The following is a 19186-nucleotide window of genomic DNA, read 5'->3' as shown; positions in this document are numbered from 1 at the left end:
GTGTAAGCGCTCGGAATAGAGCCCCCACTCAATCAGTTCAGGAGGGTGATCAGTGCCCAAACCATCATCTGCGCGCCAACACTGGATGCAGGGTTTTGGCGTCATTCAGCATACTCCGCTGACATGCGCCAGAATTCATGCATTGGCGTCCGCGCTGGTGGAGGACAGGCAAGCGCCCGACGAAGACGCGGTCTATGCCGCGCTGATCGCCGCGGACCGTCTCACAAGCGCCGCCATGTGGCTGGTGGCGCACATGACCTATGCCGGTCGAGTTGACCTCTCCGGCGCGCCGCTTCCAGCGGAAGCTTTCAAAGCGACACCCGAGGGACATACCGGCGGGGCTCTGAACGTCGTGCCCGCCTATGTGGGCTATCTGACCGCCAACCTTCTAACCTCTCAGACTCGTGGCTGGCTGCTGGGACAAGGCCATTGCGTGGCCGCCATAGAGGCGACCAACTGTCTGGTCGACAATCTTTCGCCCGCGCAGATAGGGCGGTATGGCCCCGACGAGGCCGGCCTCAGTCGCTTGTGCGCGGATTTCTACAGCTACGAGATTGACGCCAACGGTCGGTCGGCAGCCCCCTTGGGCAGCCATGTCAGCGCGCATACGGCGGGGGGCTTGTCGGAGGGCGGCTATCTCGGGTTCGCCGAGATCCAGTATGTTCACATGCCACTTCCGGGCGAGAGTCTGGTGGCGATCCTGAGTGATGGCGCCTTCGAGGAGCAGCGCGGGGGTGACTGGTCCGAGCGCTGGTGGCGAGCCGAAGATTGCGGCCTGGTCGCCCCGGTGATGATTCTCAATGGGCGGCGGATCGAGCAGCGTACCGAGATCGCGCAGGATGGAGGCGCCGAGTGGCTCAGCCGCCACCTCGAGGTAAACGGCTTCGATCCGTACGTGATCGATGGTCGCGACCCCGCTGCGTTCGTTTGGTCAATCCTAGAATCCGAACAGCGCCTGCGCTCTGCTACGGCCGCGATCCAGGGCGGCCGCGCCGCCTATCCAGTCAAGCTGCCCTATGCGATCGCCGTCACCGAGAAGGGATTTGGCTTCCCTGGGGCGGGCACGAACCGCGCGCACAACCTTCCGTTGGAAGGTTCTCCGCGCCATGATCCAGAGGCGCGGGCCGCATTCAACGCCGCTGCGCAGGTGCTCCATGTGCCGACTGCGGAACTGGCCGCCACGCGGCGGTTGTTTGCCGCCCACGCACAGCAGAAGCGCGTCCGCGAGCGCGACAACTCACTTGCGACACGCGCGCCACCTGCGCCAGTTCTGGCGCCGGTGACACCGCAAGCGGTGGGCGATACGGCGTCCTCCATGGCGGCGATGGACCAGTGGTTCGTGGCCTTTGTCGACGCCAATCCCGGCCACCGGTTCCGGATCGGCAACCCCGATGAGCTCCAGAGCAATCAGATGGGCGCTACGCTGGAGCGCCTGAAGCACCGCGTGAACCGTCCTGAACCCGGTGTGCCAGAGGCCATCAACGGCGCCGTGATCACCGCCTTGAACGAGGAGGCCGCCATTGGCGCGGCCCTCGGCAACAAGGGTGGGCTGAGCCTCGCAGTCTCCTACGAGGCCTTTGCAGTCAAGATGCTGGGCGCGCTTCGGCAGGAGATCATCTTTGCGCGCCAGCAGATGGAGGCTGAGCGGAGTCCGCAATGGATCGGCATCCCGCTGGTCGCCACCTCTCACACCTGGGAGAACGGCAAGAACCAGCAGTCCCACCAGGACACCACGATTGGCGAGGCGCTGCTCGGCGAAATGTCGGACATTTCCCGGGTGATGTTCCCCCCCGATGCAGCCACGGCGGTCGAGGCGCTGCGTCAAATCTACAGCGCACGTGGCGTTATCGGCTGCATAATCGCCGCAAAGCGCCCGACCCCGTGTGTCTTCGATCCCGCCGCGGCTCAGCGCGCCTTCGCTATGGGGGCCATCACGGTCGACAGTGACGCCGATCCCGAGTTGCAGGTCATCGCGATCGGCGCCTATCAGTTGATGGCGGCCAGACGCGCTGCCGACCGCCTGCGAGAGCACGGCCGGCAAGTCCGTGTCACCTGCATTGTGGAGCCGGGCCGTCTGCGCACGCCACGGGACGAGTTCGAGGCCGACTTCGTTATCTCTGATCATGCGCTGCAGGATCTCTTTCCGCCGGCCCTCCCACGCGTCCTGGTTTGCCATACCCGACCAGAAGCCATGACCGGCGTCCTGCGCCGCATCGACGGAGGTCCGGCCGCCCTGCGCGCTCATGGGTATTTAAGTCGCGGCGGCGCCCTCGACGCCTCCGGGATGTTGTTCGCCAATCGATGCACCTGGGCCCACCTGGTGGCCAGCTCGGCGTCACTCTTGCGGACCGACGTCCGGGATTTCCTGACGGCGGCTGAAGCGAGCGCCATCGCTGGAGCGGGCGATCCGCAGGCGGTGCGTTGATAGCCCAGGGCGCCGTCTCTGCTCGTCCCTCAACGGCTTCGCCGTGGGGTCTCGGACGGCCATTGCGACAGACCTATCCATGGATCCAGCAGCAGAGCTGCAACTGTGGCGGTCGTGGCCCAGATCGCGCTCATCTCCTGGACGCCCCCAGGTCACCCAGGTCGGGAGCTTGACCCAGGAGGTGCTCGCGCCGGGCGCCATGACACCCACAGCAAACAATGACGAATAAGAAGTCTCTAATATAAATGTCCCTGGCTTGCGAATAATCAATTTCTACTTTGATACGGCATGTGACCATTGGGATGAATATCATCCTAGGACAAGATGAGATGAGCAATCCATCCTGGCATCAGGGTCCTCCGCGCACAATTTTGCTGGCCTCTGATCTGAGCAGCCGATGCGACAGGGCAATGCAGCGCGCCCTTCAATTGGCTAAGTTGTGGAAATCCCGCCTAGTTATCTTGACGGTGATCGAGCCCGACGACTCCCGCCAATGGGGTGCGAACTGGGACTTGCCGCGTTGGCGACGACCGACTGACCCGGCGCGGATGGCCGCGGCTCAGTTCCGACGTCAGTTCGGTGACATAGTCCAGGAGGCCGATGTCAGGGTGCTCGAGGGTGAGCCCGCAGACGCCATCGCGCAGATGACCGTCGAGATTGATGCAGACCTGATCGTTGTCGGGGTCGCCCGGGACGAGTTGTTTGGCCGGCTCCGCCTGGGTTCCACTGTGGACCAGCTGGCGCGACAATCCCCCGCCCCGTTGCTGATTGTGAAGAGCCGCGTCTGGCCCTACGAGGAAATCCTGGTAGCGACCGACTTCTCCGAACCATCGAAACAAGCCTTGATCGCCGCGGACCGCTTTTTCCCGACAGCCCCACTGACAGTGCTGCATGGATGGGAGGCCCCGTTCGCGGCGTTCCTTGAAGATTCGAGCTTCCGCTCGGAATGGAAGGCGCGCGAGAAACAAGGCTGCGAGGACTTCCTTGCGCGTTCAAACCTCTCCTTTCCATCTCGCGCGCGAGTGAAGGTGCTTATTGAGAATGGCTGTCCTGAGGTTCTCGTTCGACAGTACATGCTCGACAGGGAGGTGGACCTCGTCGTGATAGGCGCCCACGGACGAACGGGGGCGCTCCACAAGCGGCTGGGCGACACGGCTAAGCGAATTCTGGAGTACGCGCCCGGCGATGTGCTCCTGATCCGTGAACCGCAGGCCGAACGCCAGGAGCGTTCCACAGCGGAGGCCTTGGGCGATTAGGCGGGCGGGGCAGGCGGTCCTTGTCCCCGCCGAGACCGACGCGTCCTGAAGCGCCGACGACCCGGCAGGTCGTTGCGAGCCTGAGGCGAAGCGCTGAGTCTGCGGGCCTGCAAACAAGCCCAGGAGACTCCCATGCCCGCCCCCGCCCCCCTCGACGTCGTCCGCGCATTCCTGAGAGACATGGAGCGGCTGGAGTATGACGGCGCCATCCGCTGGCTGGCTGACGATTGCGAGTATGTGAACCCGCCGCCCCTGCCCGTCGTCCATGGGCCGGCCGGTGTCCGCGGCCTCCTTGAACCCTTCTTCGCCCCGACCCTGCACAACGAGTTCAAGCTGCTGCGCGAGGCCTCCCATGGCTCGACGGTCTTCCTTGAACGCCTCGACCGGCACCAGCTGGCGGACAAGTGGGTGGAGCTGCCGGTCACCGGCGTGTTCGAGGTCGTGGAGGGCAAGATCAGCTATTGGCGGGACTATTTCGACGCCAATACGATCCTGTCCCAGTGGCCGACGGGCTGAATCGGCGGGGGCCGGCCTCAACCGCCCCAGACGCCCGCGAGCGGCGCACCGCCCCGGTGAGGCCCTTGGAGCGGCCGGGGGGAATCGAACCCCCGACATTCAGCTTGGGAAGCTGACGTTCTACCTCTGAACTACGGCCGCGCAGGACTTCCTATCGGGGGCGCAGGGGGCTCGTGTCAACCGGCGGCTTATGTTGACCCGGACTGGGGCGAGCGACACGATCATGGCGAATCCTGGAGCGCAAAGCGAGACAGCCATGAGTGACGAACACGTCTTCAGCTTCCAGGGTGCGGACGGCGCGACCATCGCTGGGTACCTGTGGCGGGACCCCGCCACGACGCCGCGGGCGATCCTTCAGGTGGCCCACGGTATGGGGGAGCACGCCGGCCGCTACCGCCCCCGGCTCGAAGGCCTGATGGCCAAGGGCTGGGTCGTCTACGCCAATGATCACCGCGGGCACGGTCGTACTGCGCCTTCGCCCGAAGCCTTCGGCGACTTTGGCGAGAGAGGCGCGGAACTGATCGTCGAGGACCTGCGCGCCCTGACCGACCTGGCCCGGGAAGCGAACCCTGGCCTGCCCCTGGTGCTGATGGGGCACAGCCTGGGTTCGATGTTCGCCCAGGCCTATGTGTTCGATCACGCTGACGCCATTGATGGACTGGTCCTGTCGGGCACCGCGGCCTTTGGCGACCGGACCGGACCGGCCCGCAGGCTGGACGAGGTGACGATGGACGGAGAGCCGCCCCGCACCCCCTTCGACTGGCTGTCACGGGACCCCGCCGAGGTCGACGCCTACATCGCAGACCCCCTGTGCGGCTTTTCCCGCAAGCCGGGGTCTGAGGCGTCCTTCAGCCGGCTTCTGGCCCGGCTGCGCGACCCGGCGGAGATCGCTAAGATTCGCAAGGACCTGCCGCTCTATGTGTTCGTCGGCGACAAGGACCCCATCAATCAGGGCCTGGCCCTGCTGACGCCGCTCATGGACCGCTATCGGGCCGCCGGCCTCACCAGCCTGACCCTCAAGGTCTATCCCGGCGGCCGGCACGAGATGCTGAACGAGACCAATCGCGCCGAGGTTATCGCCGAGCTCACCACCTGGCTGGAGGCCGTGGTCGCCTGAGGAACGGCTTGCTTCCCCGTCCGTCAGCCGGGCTAGGCTATGGCCTGTCAGAAACGGGGAGGACCTAACGATGATCGGCTATGTCACACTGGGCGTCAGCGACCTGGAGCGGGCCAAGAGCTTTTACAGCACCTTGCTTGGCCCCCTGGGCGCCAAGCCGGCCTTCGGCAGCGACCGGATGCAGGGCTATTCCAATGGGGCGGGACCCATGCTCAGCGTCTGCGCCCCCTATGACGGTGAGGCGCCCAGCCCCGGCAACGGGACGATGGTGGCCTTGGCGGCCCCGTCGCGGGAGCTGGTGGACGAGATCCACAGCCTGGCCCTGAAGACCGGCGCCGTCGACGAGGGCGCGCCGGGCATCCGCATCCCCAACTTCTATGGCGCCTATTTCCGCGACCTGGACGGCAACAAGCTCTGCGTCTTCAAGATGGGCTAAGGCCGCCTGCTCAGCCCCAGGGGCGGAAGTGTTTCGACAGCTTCAGCCCCTGGCGCTGGTAGTGGGAGCCGCCCTCTCCATAGAGCCGGGCGGGCTTTTCGGTCAGCGGCTCATAGACCAGGCGCGCCACGGTCTGGCCGTCCTCCAGCAGGAAGGGGGTCTCGTGGCTGCGGACTTCCAGCACCCCGCGGGAACCCTGGCCGCCGGCCTCCTCGGTGCCGAAACCGGGGTCGAAAAACCCCGCATAATGCACCCGAAACTCCCCCACAGAGGGGTCAATTGGGGTCATTTCGGCGGCCTGCAGGACGGGGATCTCCACGGCCTCCTTCGAGGCCAGGATGTAGAACTCGCCGGGATCGAGCAGCAGCTCTCCGTGGCGGGGGACCAGGGGCTCCCAGAAGTCCCGGGGGTCGTGGCCGTCTTCCTTGTCCATGTCGATGACCCCGGCATGGCGCCGGGCGCGAAAACCGGCCACCCCTTCGGTCAGGTCGACGCCGACGCTGCGCAAATCAAGCTTGGGCGGCGCCCCGCGCTTCAGCCGCAGCTGATTGAGCCGGGTGCCGGTGCGCACCAGGATGGAGAAGGTCTGGGGGGCGATCTCCATATAGATCGGTCCGACATAGCCCTCGGCCACGTCGTCGAAGGCCGCCCCATGGTCGGTGAGCAGGCGGACGAAGACGTCCACCCGGCCGGTCGAGCTCTTGGGATTGGCCCGCGCCGACACCCCGGCCGGCAGGGCCAGGGCCTCCTGAAGCTCGGCGATATAGACGCAGCCCTTTTCCAGCACCGCGCCGCGGGCGAGGTCGAGCTCGTGCATGGCCACATCCTCGAGCCGCTGGGCGACCTTGCGCCCCAGGCCCGGCAGGAAAGAGGCCCGCACCCGCCAGGCCCGGGCGCCCAGGCGCAGGTCGAGGCTGGCGGGCTGGACCTGGTCAAGATCGAAGGGGCTGGCGCTGGTGATGGCGCCCTGGGCGACCAGGGCGTCGATGGCCTGGCAGGGCAGGATGCCGGGCGAAAGCAGGGCGTCATTCATCGCTGGGACACTCGCCGCTGGCCTTGAGTCTGACAAGCGCCGAGACGTCGCGCCGGAGCCCTTGACCGTCAAGCCCTGAGGCGGTTGATGCGCACTCCGAGCTTGCATGCCGGGAGGAGCCCCCATGGCCGAAGATCCGCGCGACTGGAACCTGGAGACCAAACTGGTCCGGGGCGGCATGGCCCGCACAGCCTATGGGGAGATTTCCGAGGCCCTCTTCCTGACCCAGAGCTTCGCCTATGACAGCGCCGCGGCCGCCGACGCCCGGTTCGCCGGCGACGCGCCGGGCTTCATCTACCAGCGCTTCGGCAACCCGACGACGCAGATGTTCGAGGACCGGCTGGCCCTGCTGGAGGGCGCCGACCTCTGCCGCGCCACGGCGTCTGGAATGTCAGCGGTGCATGTGGCCCTGACCGGTCTGGTGCGGGCGGGCGACCACATGGTGGCCGGCCGCGCCCTGTTCGGCTCCTGCCGCTGGATCCTGTCGGAGTGGATGCCCCGGTTCGGCGTCGAGGTGACCTATGTGGACGCCGTCGATCCGGAAGCCTGGAAAGCCGCCGTGCGGGACAACACCAAGTGTTTCCTGGTGGAGAGCCCGGCCAATCCGCTGCTTGAGGTGACCCCCATCGGCGCGGTCGCCGACATCGCCAAGGCCTGCGGCGCGAAGCTCGTGGTGGACAATGTCTTCGCCACGCCGATCTTCCAGAAGCCCCTGGCTCTGGGCGCCGACATCGTCGTCTATTCGGCCACCAAGCATATTGACGGCCAGGGCCGGGTCCTGGGCGGCGCCATCCTGGGCGGCGAAGAGCTGATGCTGGAGTCCTACAAGGACATCCTGCGCCATACCGGACCGGCCCTGTCGCCCTTCAACGCCTGGGTTCTGCTGAAGGGCCTGGAGACCCTGGACCTTAGGGTCCGCCGCCAGAGCGACAACGCCGCCCATGTGGCCAACGCCGTGGCCGCCCACAGCAAGGTGCGCCAGACCGTCTATTGCGGCCGTCCCGATCACCCCCAGGCGGCCATCATCGCCAACCAGATGACCGGCGGCGGCAATGTGCTGGCCTTTGACCTGGGCAGCCGTGAGGCGGCCTGGCGGTTCCTGGACGCCCTGCAGATCGTCGACATCTCCAACAATCTGGGCGACGCCAAGTCCATGGCCACCCATCCCTGCACCACCACCCACCGGTCGATGCCGGCGGCCGAGCGGGAGTCCATCGGGCTTACCGAGGGCTGGGTGCGGATGAGCGTGGGCCTGGAGAACGACCGCGATCTGCAGCGCGACGTAGAGCGGGCCCTGGATCAGGCCTAGAGCCTGATGCGATCAGACCGAACCGTCTGATCGTTGAATCAGGCTCTCGGGCTCAAGCCGATAGGTCTTGGCGCAGTACTCACAGGTGACGTGGATCCTGCCATCCGTCTCGACCATATCGGCGCGCTCGTCAGCCTCGAACGAGGCCAGGACGCCGCGGATGCGCTCTTCCGAGCAGCGACAGACCGCGCTCAGCGCCTGGTCCTCGAACACCCGGACGCCGTCCTCATGGAACAGGCGGAACAGCAGGGTCTGGCCGGAAATGCTGGGGTCCAGCAGTTCGTCCTCGCCGATGGTCTCGAAGAAGGCCTGGCTGCGGGTCCAGGCCTCCTCGGTGGAGCCCCGGGCCTGATCCTCGGCCACGTTCTGGATCAGCATGCCGCCGGCCCGCCAGCGCAGGCCCTCGCCGACGTCAGCCTGACCGACCGCCAGCCGGACCCTTGTGGGGGTCTGTTCGGACTGGGCGAAATACTGCTCGGCGCACAGGGCCAGGGTCTCGCCCTCGATGGCGGTCACCCCCTGGTAGCGGTCCATGTCGGGGCCCTGGTCGACGGTCATGATGAAGACCCCGCCCCCCAGCAGCGTCTTGGCCCCAGGGCGCACGAAGCCCTGCGAGGCCTCAGCCACCGCGTCGGCGTCAAACCGGCAATAGCCCCGCAGGTGGCCCGCCGTGTCGTAGTCGGCGACCACATAACGCACGGGTCCCTCCCCTTGCGCCTGGACGATCAGCCGGCCCTCGAACTTCAGCGCCGAGCCCACAAGGGCGGCCAGGGCGCAGGTTTCGCCCAGCAGGTTGGCGACGGCCTCGGGATAGGCGTGGGCGGCCAGGATCTCGTCGATGGCCGGACCCATGCGCACGAGGCGGCCACGGACCGCGGCGTCCTCGATCTGGAACGGGCCGACGACGTCGTCGGGGATGGGGAGCGGGTTCTGGGACATGGGGTCGCCATATAGGGACCAGCCGGTCCGATTGCGAGCCCCCGGTCTCTGCGGCCTCAGATCGCCCCGAAGCACCAGGCCAGGATCGACTTCTGGGCGTGGATGCGGTTTTCCGCCTCGTCCCAGATCTTCGAGCGTGGGCCATCCATCACGGCGTCGGTCACTTCCTCGCCGCGGTGGGCGGGCAGGCAGTGGAGGAAGATGCCGTCCTTGGCCGCCAGATCCATCAGCTCGGCGTCCACCTGATAGGGCTCGAACGCCGCCAGGCGCGCGTCGTGGTCGGTGTCGCCCATGGAGACCCAGGTGTCGGTGATCACGCAGTCGGCGCCGCGGACCGCGGCCCGGGGATCGTCGGTCATCACCACCTGCCCCTGCATCTCCGAGGCCCGGGCGAGGTCGGTCAGGTCCGGGTGATAGACGGTGGGACAGGCGATGTTGAGCTTGAAGCCGAACTTGACCGCCGCATGGATGAAGCTGGCGCAGACATTGTTGCCGTCCCCCACCCAGGCCAGGGTGCGGCCCTTCACAGGGCCCAGATGCTCTTCGAAGGTCAGCAGGTCGGCCAGAATCTGGCAGGGATGGCTCTTGTCGGTCAGGCCGTTGATCACCGGCACGGTGGCGGCCAGCGCCAGGCGCTCCAGGTCCTCATGGGTGTTGGCCCGGATCATGATCGCGTCGACCATCCGCGAGAGCACCTTGGCGGTGTCCTCGATGGGCTCCCCGCGACCCAGTTGCATGTCGGCCGAGGTGGAGATGATCACATCGCCGCCCAGCTGGCGCATAGCGGCGTCAAACGAGAAGCGGGTGCGGGTGGAGTGCTTCTCGAAGATCATGGCCAGCACCCGGTCGCGGGCCGGGGCGTCGGCGTCCACCTGGCCCTTGGGCCAGCCGGCGCGGGCGGCCTTGCGGGCCCGGGCGTCATCCAGGATGGCGCGCAGGTCAGCGGACTCCATCCGCCAGAGGTCGAGAAAGTGTCTCGGAGGGGAGGTCATCGAAGGGAAATCCCGACGACCCCGCGCTTGCGCCGGAAATCCGAAGTGACGCGAGCTGAGCGCGGGGTCCTTGATTGCTGAGTCCCGACCCATGGCCGGGCGTGAAGGAGATCAGGCCGCCGCGCGGGCCTTGGCGCGGGCCCGGTCACAGGCGCGTTCGAAACGCTCGACCGCCTCGCGGGCCTCGCCCAGGGTGAGGTTCAGCGGCGGCAGCAGACGAACGCAATTGTCCCCGCCGCCTGCGATCAGCAGGTGCTCGTCGCGGGCGTGCTGCATGAACTCGCGATTGGGGGTGACCAGCTTGACGCCGATCAGCAGGCCCTTGCCGCGGACATCGGCCACCACGTCGGGATAGCGGTCCTTCAGGCCGGCGATCTGCTGGTTGAAATAGCCAGCCACATCGCGGACATGGGCCAGGAGTTCTGGCTTGGCCAGCTCGTCCAGGGCCGCCTCGCCGACCGCCATGGCCAGCGGATTGCCGCCATAGGTCGAGCCGTGGGAGCCGACGCTCATGGCCGCCCCGGCTTCGATGGTGGCCAGGCAGGCGCCGACGGGGAAGCCGCCGCCCAGGGCCTTGGCCACGCACATGATGTCGGGATCGCCCTCGCCCTCGGCCCAGTCATGGGCGAACAGGCGGCCGGTACGGCCCAGACCGCACTGGATCTCGTCATAGATCAGCAGGATGCCCTGCTCGTCGCAGAGCTGGCGCAGGCCCTTCATGCAGGCCACGGGCAGGGAGCGGGCGCCGCCCTCCCCCTGGACCGGTTCGATGAGGATCGCCGCCGTGGTCGGGCCGATGGCGGCGCGCAGGGCGTCGTGGTCGCCGTAGGGCAGGTGGACAAAGCCCGGCAGAGGCGGACCAAAACCCTCCAGATAGGACGGATTGCCCGAGGCGTTGACCGCAGCCACGGTGCGCCCGTGGAAGGAGCCTTCGAAGCCGATGATGTCGACCCGCTCAGGATTGCCCCGCGCCCAGTGATACTTCCGCGCCGTCTTGATGGCGCATTCCACGGCCTCGGCCCCGGAGTTGGTGAAGAACACCACATCGGCGAAGGTCTCGGCGCACAGGCGCTTGGCCAGCGCCTCCTGCCCCGGGATCTTGAAGATGTTGGAGACGTGCCAGAGCTTCTCGGCCTGGTCCTTCAGGACCTGGACCAGACGCGGATGGGCGTGGCCCAGCGCGTTCACCGCAATGCCGGCCATGCAGTCCAGATAGGCCTCGCCGTCCGCCGTGAACAGTCGCGCGCCCTCGCCTCGCTCGAACGCCAGCGGAGCGCGGTTGTACACGCCCATGATGTGGTCGCTGGGAACGGTCGCGGCGGACGTCGCGGTCTTTTCAGTCACGGGAGGAGGCCTCCAAAGGAAACGTCCCCGCACGCCGGGCGACGGGGACTGGAAGGCTCGATGTTTTCCGGCGCGAACGGCGCTCTGTCAATGACTTCGCGGGGGCGCGGCAAGACGGGCCCGAGCCTGTGTCCCGGCGACCAGCCCCTAGAGCGTGATGCAATCAGATGGAACCGTCGGAGCGCCTCACGCTCCAGAGTCCAAGGTTGGAGCGCGTTTCAACCGTAAAACCGGAGTCCACTTTTACGGAACGCGCTCTAGGTCTTCAGCTTGTAGCCGCTCTCGAACATCCACAGGCAGACACAGGCGAAGGCGATGGCGATGCCCGCCGTCATGCCCACCCCGGTCAGCAGGGAGCCCTCGGCCTGGCCGATGAAGCCATAGCGGAAGCCGTCGATCAGATAGAAGAACGGGTTGAAATGGCTCGCCGTGCGGAACGGCTCGGGTAGCCGGTCGACCAGATAGAAGGTCCCCGACAGGAAGGTCATCGGCATGATGACGAAGTTGGTGACCGCAGCCATATGGTCGAACTTCTCCGCCCAGAGGCCGGCCATGATGCCCAGCAGGCCGAGGATCATCGAGGCCACGCCGGCGAAATAGAGCACCGCCCACAGGTGGGTGAGCGGCAGGTTGGCGAAGGGCATGACCGCGATCCAGGTCACCGCGCCGACCAGCAGGCCCCGGGTGGCCGCGCCGAGCGCAAAGCCCGCCACATGCTCCAGCGGGGTCAGCGGCGGGGTCATGAAGTCCCCCACCAGGCCATTGACCTTGGCCTGCAGCAGGCTGGAGGACGCATTGGCGAAGGCGTTGTTCAGGATGGTCATCATGATCAGGCCCGGCGCGATGAAGGTGGCGAAGGCCACGCCCCCCACATTCGGCCGCGTCCCGCCGACGGCGACGACGAAGACCATCATATACAGCAGAGACGTCACCACCGGCGCGCCCAGGGTCTGGGTCCCCACCTTCCAGAACCGCTTGACCTCCCGCAGATAGAGGGTGCGGAAGCCGGGCCAGTTGAAGCCGTGATAGGCCCGCGGCGCCGGCGGGACAGCGGCGGAGATTTCGGCGGCGCGGACGGGCGACATATCGTTCATGCGCCACATGTGCGCTCACAGGGCGCAGCCTGCAAGTCTGCGACCTTCCGACGCTATATGTAGTTCCTGTGGATGGAACCAGGGGCGCCTATTGTGGCTCTTAAGGAAGTCTTTACGATATCTGGTAGTCCGTGGGGTCAGGCGAAGGCCCGCCCCACAAGATATTGTTTCGGCCGGCCGCGCGGGGTGGCCACCGAGACAGGCGGCCGTTTTGGGAGGCTCTGATGGGTTGGACTGACGAGCGAGTCGATACACTCAAAAAGCTCTGGCAAGACGGCCTTTCGGCCAGCCAGATCGCGAAACAACTGGGCGGCGTCACCCGCAACGCGGTGATCGGCAAGGTCCATCGCCTGGGCCTGTCGGGACGGGCGATCCCGTCCAAGCCGGCGCGCCCGGTGTTCAAGGCGCCTAGGCCCCAGCGGGCCGCCGCCGCCGCCCCTTCGGCGCCGCGCCGCATCGCCGAGCCGGTGGAGGCCGAGGCCGCCGCTCCGGCCCAGGCGCCGGTCCGCTATGTGGACGAGGCGCCAGGTTCGGCCACCGTGCTGACCCTGGGCGCCCACATGTGCAAGTGGCCGATCGGCGACCCGTCCAGCGACGGCTTCACCTTCTGCGGCCGCCGTTGCAGCGATGGCCCCTACTGCACCGAACACGCCCGGGTGGCCTACCAGCCGGCCCAGTCCAAGAAGCGCGCCGGCGGCTCCGACCTGGCCCGCTCCCTGCGCCGGTATATCTGACGACGATCTGAGATCGGCCCGGCGCTCAGGTGGGTTCCAGACCCGCTTGGGCGCCGGGTGGTCTTGAGATTGGACGCTGCATGTCGCCGCCCCATCCCATGCTCGTCGGCGCGATAGAAGGCGCCTTCTACCTGACCTCGCTTGCGGCGTTCGCCTGGGCCTACTTCAGCGCCTTGCTGAAGATTGCAGAGTGGCGTCGCCCACCACCAAAGGCGCTGGCTCTCATCAGCTACATCGTTTTTGCTGGAGTTAGCCTCCTGCCCTTGCTTGCGGTGGAGAGGGCGCTCGCCTGGCCGGCATTGGCGGCTTGGGGGGACAGCCCCGATGCCTTGATTTGGGCTCTCTCGTTAGGCGTCAGCACCGGCACGCTGTTTCTCGCCCACCGTCGCCGGTTGCGGGCGGCGGGGTATTTCCAGAGCTAGAACGCCGTCTCTCGCATGAGCGCGCAGGCGATCACCCGTGCCTGCAAGTCATCGCCGGCCTTGGCACGCTTTCAGGCGTCCTTGAACGCGACGAGATCGTCCCGAAGCACTCCGGCCGCCTGAACCTTCACGTCCTTCGTCATATCGCACCGCTCCGGCGCAGCTTACGGCCACCTCCGATGCGACCGAGCGAGGGGCTATTTGGACGTGGCTGACGCCTGGACAATGATCATTGCGGTCGTTTTTCAACTCTCAGCCCCCCAGTCCCAAACAGCCCATAAATTGACAATGCAATAATCGAGGCTTTCAAGGGATAGATTGGACGAAGCGAATGAATGACCACTCGCTCTTCTCCCATTTCGGCGCGGGCCGAAAAGTTGGAGGCGTTGTGTAGGAGATCGAGAATTGAATACGAAAACGTCTCCCAAGGCAGCTAGCCCCGCGATCGAATCTACGGATCGTCCCATGTGCGGACTTATAATGCCGATCGCAGCCTTTCACGACTATGGGGCCGATCACTGGGCGGCGGTCGAAGCAATACTGAGGGAGGCCATTGCGGACGCTGGTTTCGATGCAAGATTAGTCAGTCGAGACACGGCATCTGGGGTTATACATCAGCGCATAATAAATAACCTCTATGAGGATGGACTCGTCGTCTGCGACGTCAGCGCCAGAAATCCAAATGTTATGTTCGAGTTGGGTATGCGCCTCGCATTCGACAAACCAACAATCATTGTAAAGGACGACGAGACTCCGTTTTCATTCGACATATCCTCTATCGATCATCTTGAATATCCTAGAAGTCTTAGATACGCTGAAATGGTCGCGTTTCGTGGAGAGTTGGCAAGCAGAGTTTTGTCTACCTCCAAAGCCGCACAAGAAAATCCAGATTACTCCACGTTTCTTAAACACCTAAGCGGCATAACGCCGGCAACTATGGAAGTTCAAAAGGTGTCTGACACAGAGTTTATAACTAAGAGGCTCGACGAGCTGTTGTTTCGCGTGTCGATGATCGAGCGCACGACACGTTCATCAATGAACGCTCGCGCCTACGGCGCGCCTTACTCCAATGAAAATGCGCTAGCCCCCCGCAACCCCTTGGCTAGTAGCGACTTTGAGCTACTTATTGACCTTGTCGGCGTACCGCTGAGCCGCGCCGATGAGCTAACGCAATTGTTGTTCTCGTTGCGCGGCGTCAGAGCAGTTCGGACCATTCCCGTAGAAGGCGGCATGACGCTTCAGATCAGAGCCAGCGACCATCCAGAAGCTATTGGGGCTCTGGTCGCTGAAATCCTGACCTCGCGGAACATCAAGTTCTCAATTCGAGAGGTCTAGCCTCGCACTCGCATCTAGTCTCCCCGGCCAGTTTTTCCCCGCGCCCGGTTTTGCCCCACCGCGAGACGGGCTAGCTTCGCGCCATGAGCGACGCCGCGCCTGACTCCAACGCCCAGCCCTATTCGGTCTCGGAACTCGCCTTCGCGCTGAAGCGGACGCTGGAGGATCGCTACGGCTTTGTCCGCCTGCGCGGGGAGCTGTCCAAGGTCACCCACCATGGCAACGGCCACGTCTATCTGACCCTGAAGGACGAGCGCGCGGCCATTGACGGGGTGGTCTGGAAGGGGTCGGTGCGCGGCCTGTCGGTGCGGCCCGAACAGGGGCTGGAGGTGATCGTCACCGGCAAGATCACCACCTTCCCGGCCGGCTCCCGCTATCAGATCGTCATCGAGACCATGGAGGCCGCCGGCGTCGGCGCCCTGCTGGCCCAGCTGGAGCGGCTGAAGGCCAAGCTGGCCGCCGAGGGACTGTTCGAGACCGCCCGCAAACGCCCCCTGCCGGGCATGCCCGCCGTCATTGGCGTGGTCACCAGCCCCACGGGCGCTGTGATCCGCGACATCCTGCACCGCATCCGCGACCGCTGGCCCTGCCGGGTCATCGTCTGGCCGGTGGTGGTTCAGGGGGAGCAGGCCGCCTCCCAGGTGAGCGCGGCCATCCGCGGTTTCTGCGCCCTGCCGACCACCGGCGACCTGCCCAGGCCCGACATCATCATCGTCGCCCGGGGCGGCGGGTCGGTGGAAGACCTCTGGGCCTTCAATGACGAGGCCCTGGTCCGCGCTGTGGCCGCCGCCGACATTCCGATCATCTCGGCGGTGGGGCATGAGACCGACACCACCCTGATCGACTTCGTCTCCGACCGCCGGGCGCCGACGCCCACGGCGGCCGCCGAGATGGCCACGCCCGTCCTGGCCGAGCTGCGGGCGTCCTTAAGCGACCTGCACGCCCGCCTGCACCGCTGCGGCGGCAAGGTGGTGGAGGACCGCCAGGGCCGGGTGCAGAGCGCCGGCCGCAGCCTGGCCCGGGTTCCCGACCTGATGGAGATGGCCGCCCAGCGCTTCAACCTGGCCGCCGGCCGCCTGAGCGCGGGCTTGCAGAAGAACGCTGCGGCCCATGAGCGGGGCCTGGTCCAGGTGGCGTCCCGCCTGTCGGCGGGGCTTCTGTTGCGGCCCCAGGAGGCGCAGCGCCAGAAGCTCGGGGTGCTCGGCGCCCGCCTCGGCGCCGGACTTCAGCGCAACGCCGCCGATCATGGTCGCGATCTCGCCCGCCTGACGGTCCGCCTGACCCCCGTCCTTCTGGCTCGCCCCCAGGCGGCCCAGGGCGAACAGCTGCACGCCCTGGGCGCCCGGCTGACGCCGGCCGTCGCCCGGACCACCGAGCGCCTGGGGGAACGGCTGGCGGCGGTGGAGAAGCTTCGCCAGTCGCTCAATCCCGACCGGCCCCTGTCCAGGGGCTTCGCCCGCGTGCATCGGGCCGACGGCAGCCTGGCCCGCCAGGGGGCGGCGCTGGAGGCCGGCGAAACCGTCTCGCTGGTCTTCGCCGACACCCGTCGCAGCGCCGTGGTCGATGGGGATCCCGCCGCCGCCCCGCGCCCCGCGCCCGACGCCGGGCGCCAGGCCCGGCCGAAAAAGCCGACCGCGACCTCCTCCGCCCAGGGCGATCTCTTCTAGGGGTGGTCTGTTCGAGGCCCCGACAGCGCGCTACATTGGCGTGATGAACGCCCATGATCGTGACCTTTCCGGCAAGCCCGCCGAGCTTGCTGTGCTCCACTATGGCGACGGCGAATTCGTCGTCCTCAAGCCCGGCCGCCATGTGGTCTGCGCCGTCTCGGGCCTGAAAATCCCGCTGGAGGCCCTGCGCTACTGGAGCCCCGCGCTGCAGGAGGCCTATGCCGGGCCGACCGAGGCCTATGCCCGCTGGAAGGAAACCAACAGCTGAGACGGCCCCTCCATCGTCGCGCGGCCCTGCTGACGGGCCTTGCCGCCCTCGCCGCGCCGCGGGCGGCCGGCTCCCAGGGTCGACAGGCGCCTTTGCAGCTGGACGGACGGTTTGTGCAGGGGGGCGTGGCGGTCGGGCGGACCGCGCCGGACGCCGCGGTGTTTCTCGATGACACCCAGGTCGGTCTGGCCTCCGCAGAGGGCTGGTTCGTCATCGGCTTCGACCGGGACGCGCCGGCTGAGCAGGTCCTGCGGGTCTCAGGCCAGGGGGCTGACGCGGTGCGCAGGCTCACGGTGCAGCCGGGCGATTTCGACGTCCAGCGGATCAATGGCCTGCCACAGAGTCAGGTCTCTCCGACCAACCCTCAGCTGCTGGCCCGCATCCGCGCCGAGGCGCTGCGCAAGCAGGCGGGTTTCGCCAGCCAGGCGGCCCGCGCCGATTTCCGCGAGGGCTTCATCCTGCCCCTGTCGACCTACCGCCTGTCGGGACGGTTCGGGGGTCAGCGGGTCCTGAACGGCGTGCCGGCCCGGCCGCACTATGGCGTGGACATGGCCGCCCCGCGAGGAACGCCCATCCTGGCCCCGGCCGGGGGCCTCGTCGCCTTCGCCGAGACCGGCCTGCACTATGAGGGCGGCCTCGTCATGCTCGACCACGGCCAGGGACTGATCAGCGCCTATCTGCACATGTCGCGCCTGGACGTGGCCACCGGTCAGTCGGTGACCCAGGGCCAGGTGATCGGGGCGGTGGGCGCCGAGGGCCGCGCCACCGGGCCGCATCTTTGCTGGCGGATGAAGTGGCGCGAGCGCAACCTCAATCCCATGAGCCTTGTGGGCTTCCGCGCGGCCTGAGCGCCTCAGCGCCGTTTGCGGGCGTAGGCCTCGCTGGGCCAGCGCTTGTGGACCCAGAACCATTCGGCCGGCCGCTCGGCGATGCGTTCTTCCATGAAGGTGTTGATCCGACCTATCGACTGCGCGATGTCGCCGGCCCGGTCGCCGGTGGCGACCGGCTTGATCGGCGGATGGACGATCACCCGGAAGCGGGCCTTGCCCAGGCGCTGCACCGACATGGGCTGCAGGACGGTGTCGAACCGCAGGGCCAGGCGCGAGGGGCCAGGCGCGGTGTGGGCCAGCTTGCCGAAGAAGGGGGCTGCGACGCCGCCATTGAACTTCTGGTCGTTCATCAGGGCCACCGACTCCCCGCGCCCCAGGGCGTCGAGCAGTTCGCGGGCCCCGTCCCCGCCCTTGGGCGCAAACAGCCGGACCCCGTAGCGGAAGCGATTGTCGCGGATCCGCTTGTCGAAATAGGGATTGTTCGCCGCCCGGTAGGTCATGTGGCAGACCACGCCGGAATGGGCGATGACCGCAGGCATGATCTCCCAGTTGGAGAGATGGCCAGAAACGAAGACCACCGGCTCGCCGGTGCGGGCGATCTCGGCCAACCGCTCTGCGTTGACGATCTCGATCCGGTCGCCAGCCGCGACGATGCGGTCGATAATGGGAAACTCCGCAAAGGTTCGCCCAATCTGGCGCCACTGTTCGGCGGCCAGCGCGTCGATCTCAGCGGGGGAAAGCGCTGGGAAGGCGATCTGCAGATTGCGCACCGCCACCCGGTGGGTGCTGGTCAGCGGGCCCAGGCGTCCCAGGACCGCCGCGCCGAAATCCGAAACGGCGTCGATGGGAAACAGGCGGGCCAACAGGGTGATCGCATCATAGGCCGCGACCTCGATACGCCAGGACAGGCGTTGGGCGAAAATCTGGACCAGGGGGGCTTGGGCGCGCGCCATGCCCTCTACTAGTCTTGCGGCACGGCCCTGTGCAACGCGAACCACAGTCGCTTGGCGCGCGACTTGCCAAGTTCGACCCATACCGTCTCTGTTCGGGACGGCTCCGCTTCTTAACCACAAGGGGGCAAGAGACATGGGCAATGAAATTGACGTCCACCTGGGTAAGCGTCTTCGCCGTCGTCGCCGCCTGCTCGGCCTGACGCAGCAGCAACTGGCCGGGGCCTGCGGAGTCAGGTTCCAGCAGATTCAGAAGTACGAGTGCGGCGCCAACCGAATCTCGGCCGCCCGCCTGTGGCAGCTGTCGGAAGCCCTTGAGGTGCCGGTCGCCTATTTCTACGACGGTCTCTCGGCCGCCGAACAGGAACGGGCCGCGGCCTGCGAAAGCGGTGGCGAGGTCCTGGCCAGCAAGGAGACCCTGGATCTGATCCGGGCGTATTACCAGCTGGGCGAACGGCCGCGCCGCCGTCTGCTGGATCTGGCCAAGTCCCTCAATGGCGACAGCGAACACGGCTGAGC

19 protein-coding genes and 1 tRNA gene are annotated in these 19186 nt (G+C 66.7%); 13 read left to right on the top strand and 7 right to left on the bottom strand.

From position 1 onward, the window contains the following. Positions 1-52 precede the first annotated feature (52 nt). From Q8K84_RS02900 to Q8K84_RS02890, 3 genes are all read left to right on the top strand, one after another. The gene (locus Q8K84_RS02900) at positions 53-2425 is read left to right on the top strand and encodes a xylulose 5-phosphate 3-epimerase (protein WP_305280535.1); all 2373 of its coding nucleotides are present in this window, start codon (positions 53-55) and stop codon (positions 2423-2425) included. 329 nt (positions 2426-2754) lie between these two features. Further along, the gene (locus Q8K84_RS02895) at positions 2755-3681 is read left to right on the top strand and encodes a universal stress protein (RefSeq protein ID WP_305280532.1); all 927 of its coding nucleotides are present in this window, start codon (positions 2755-2757) and stop codon (positions 3679-3681) included. A 132-nt stretch (positions 3682-3813) separates the two neighbouring features. Further along, complete coding sequence (locus tag Q8K84_RS02890; RefSeq protein WP_305280529.1) at positions 3814-4197, top strand: limonene-1,2-epoxide hydrolase family protein; 384 nt, start codon at positions 3814-3816, stop codon at positions 4195-4197. 66 nt (positions 4198-4263) lie between these two features. Here Q8K84_RS02890 and Q8K84_RS02885 read toward each other — a convergent pair. Next, positions 4264-4338 (bottom strand) — tRNA-Gly (locus Q8K84_RS02885). Between the two features lie 115 nt (positions 4339-4453). Between Q8K84_RS02885 and Q8K84_RS02880 the strand changes: the two genes are divergently transcribed. Both Q8K84_RS02880 and Q8K84_RS02875 read left to right on the top strand, forming a co-directional pair. Next, positions 4454-5314 (top strand): lysophospholipase, encoded by an 861-nt coding sequence (locus Q8K84_RS02880; RefSeq protein ID WP_305280526.1) that lies wholly within the window; start codon positions 4454-4456, stop codon positions 5312-5314. Positions 5315-5384: 70 nt separating this feature from the next. Further along, a complete protein-coding gene (locus Q8K84_RS02875) occupies positions 5385-5750 on the top strand; it encodes a VOC family protein (protein ID WP_305280524.1) in 366 nt (121 codons plus the stop codon). Between the two features lie 10 nt (positions 5751-5760). Here Q8K84_RS02875 and Q8K84_RS02870 read toward each other — a convergent pair whose 3' ends face one another. Then, complete coding sequence (locus Q8K84_RS02870; RefSeq protein WP_305280523.1) at positions 5761-6783, bottom strand: 2'-deoxycytidine 5'-triphosphate deaminase; 1023 nt, start codon at positions 6781-6783, stop codon at positions 5761-5763. Between the two features lie 124 nt (positions 6784-6907). On the opposite strand from Q8K84_RS02870, the gene metZ reads away from it, so the two are divergent. Beyond that, on the top strand, positions 6908-8092 hold the full coding sequence (gene metZ / locus Q8K84_RS02865; protein ID WP_305280522.1) for an O-succinylhomoserine sulfhydrylase: 1185 nt from the start codon (positions 6908-6910) through the stop codon (positions 8090-8092). A 12-nt stretch (positions 8093-8104) separates the two neighbouring features. Here metZ and Q8K84_RS02860 read toward each other — a convergent pair whose 3' ends face one another. The 4 genes from Q8K84_RS02860 to Q8K84_RS02845 all read right to left on the bottom strand — a co-directional run bounded on the left by Q8K84_RS02860 (position 8105) and on the right by Q8K84_RS02845 (position 12461). Then, positions 8105-9031, bottom strand: a complete 927-nt coding sequence (locus Q8K84_RS02860) for an Hsp33 family molecular chaperone (RefSeq protein ID WP_305280521.1) — start codon at positions 9029-9031, stop codon at positions 8105-8107. Positions 9032-9087: 56 nt separating this feature from the next. After that, complete coding sequence (argF, locus tag Q8K84_RS02855) at positions 9088-10023, bottom strand: ornithine carbamoyltransferase (protein ID WP_305280519.1); 936 nt, start codon at positions 10021-10023, stop codon at positions 9088-9090. Between the two features lie 111 nt (positions 10024-10134). Beyond that, positions 10135-11316 (bottom strand): aspartate aminotransferase family protein, encoded by a 1182-nt coding sequence (locus tag Q8K84_RS02850; RefSeq protein ID WP_305280683.1) that lies wholly within the window; start codon positions 11314-11316, stop codon positions 10135-10137. A 308-nt stretch (positions 11317-11624) separates the two neighbouring features. Continuing rightward, complete coding sequence (locus Q8K84_RS02845) at positions 11625-12461, bottom strand: ABC transporter permease (RefSeq protein WP_370867820.1); 837 nt, start codon at positions 12459-12461, stop codon at positions 11625-11627. 224 nt (positions 12462-12685) lie between these two features. Here Q8K84_RS02845 and Q8K84_RS02840 point away from each other — a divergent pair, with 224 nt between their 5' ends. From Q8K84_RS02840 to Q8K84_RS02815, 6 genes are all read left to right on the top strand, one after another. Next, a complete protein-coding gene (locus Q8K84_RS02840) occupies positions 12686-13195 on the top strand; it encodes a GcrA family cell cycle regulator (RefSeq protein ID WP_305280517.1) in 510 nt (169 codons plus the stop codon). A gap of 80 nt (positions 13196-13275) precedes the next feature. Beyond that, the gene (locus tag Q8K84_RS02835; RefSeq protein WP_305280515.1) at positions 13276-13617 is read left to right on the top strand and encodes a hypothetical protein; all 342 of its coding nucleotides are present in this window, start codon (positions 13276-13278) and stop codon (positions 13615-13617) included. Positions 13618-14097: 480 nt separating this feature from the next. Next, complete coding sequence (locus tag Q8K84_RS02830; protein WP_305280513.1) at positions 14098-14952, top strand: hypothetical protein; 855 nt, start codon at positions 14098-14100, stop codon at positions 14950-14952. 83 nt (positions 14953-15035) lie between these two features. Next, positions 15036-16619: an exodeoxyribonuclease VII large subunit gene (gene xseA, locus Q8K84_RS02825; protein WP_370867819.1), complete on the top strand. Its 1584-nt coding sequence runs from the start codon at positions 15036-15038 to the stop codon at positions 16617-16619. Positions 16620-16662: 43 nt separating this feature from the next. Continuing rightward, entirely contained in the window at positions 16663-16887 is a 225-nt protein-coding gene (locus tag Q8K84_RS02820; RefSeq protein ID WP_305280511.1) for a DUF2093 domain-containing protein, read from the top strand. 98 nt (positions 16888-16985) lie between these two features. Next, positions 16986-17735 (top strand): M23 family metallopeptidase, encoded by a 750-nt coding sequence (locus Q8K84_RS02815; protein WP_370867821.1) that lies wholly within the window; start codon positions 16986-16988, stop codon positions 17733-17735. Between the two features lie 5 nt (positions 17736-17740). Here Q8K84_RS02815 and Q8K84_RS02810 read toward each other — a convergent pair whose 3' ends face one another. Next, the gene (locus tag Q8K84_RS02810) at positions 17741-18670 is read right to left on the bottom strand and encodes a lysophospholipid acyltransferase family protein (RefSeq protein ID WP_305280507.1); all 930 of its coding nucleotides are present in this window, start codon (positions 18668-18670) and stop codon (positions 17741-17743) included. Between the two features lie 133 nt (positions 18671-18803). Here Q8K84_RS02810 and Q8K84_RS02805 point away from each other — a divergent pair, with 133 nt between their 5' ends. Beyond that, positions 18804-19184: a helix-turn-helix domain-containing protein gene (locus tag Q8K84_RS02805; RefSeq protein ID WP_305280506.1), complete on the top strand. Its 381-nt coding sequence runs from the start codon at positions 18804-18806 to the stop codon at positions 19182-19184. Positions 19185-19186: the final 2 nt, after the last annotated feature.

The sequence above is a fragment of the Phenylobacterium sp. genome (assembly GCF_030679875.1).
Taxonomy (GTDB): domain Bacteria; phylum Pseudomonadota; class Alphaproteobacteria; order Caulobacterales; family Caulobacteraceae; genus Phenylobacterium.
This window is presented reverse-complemented; position numbering and strand designations above follow the sequence as displayed.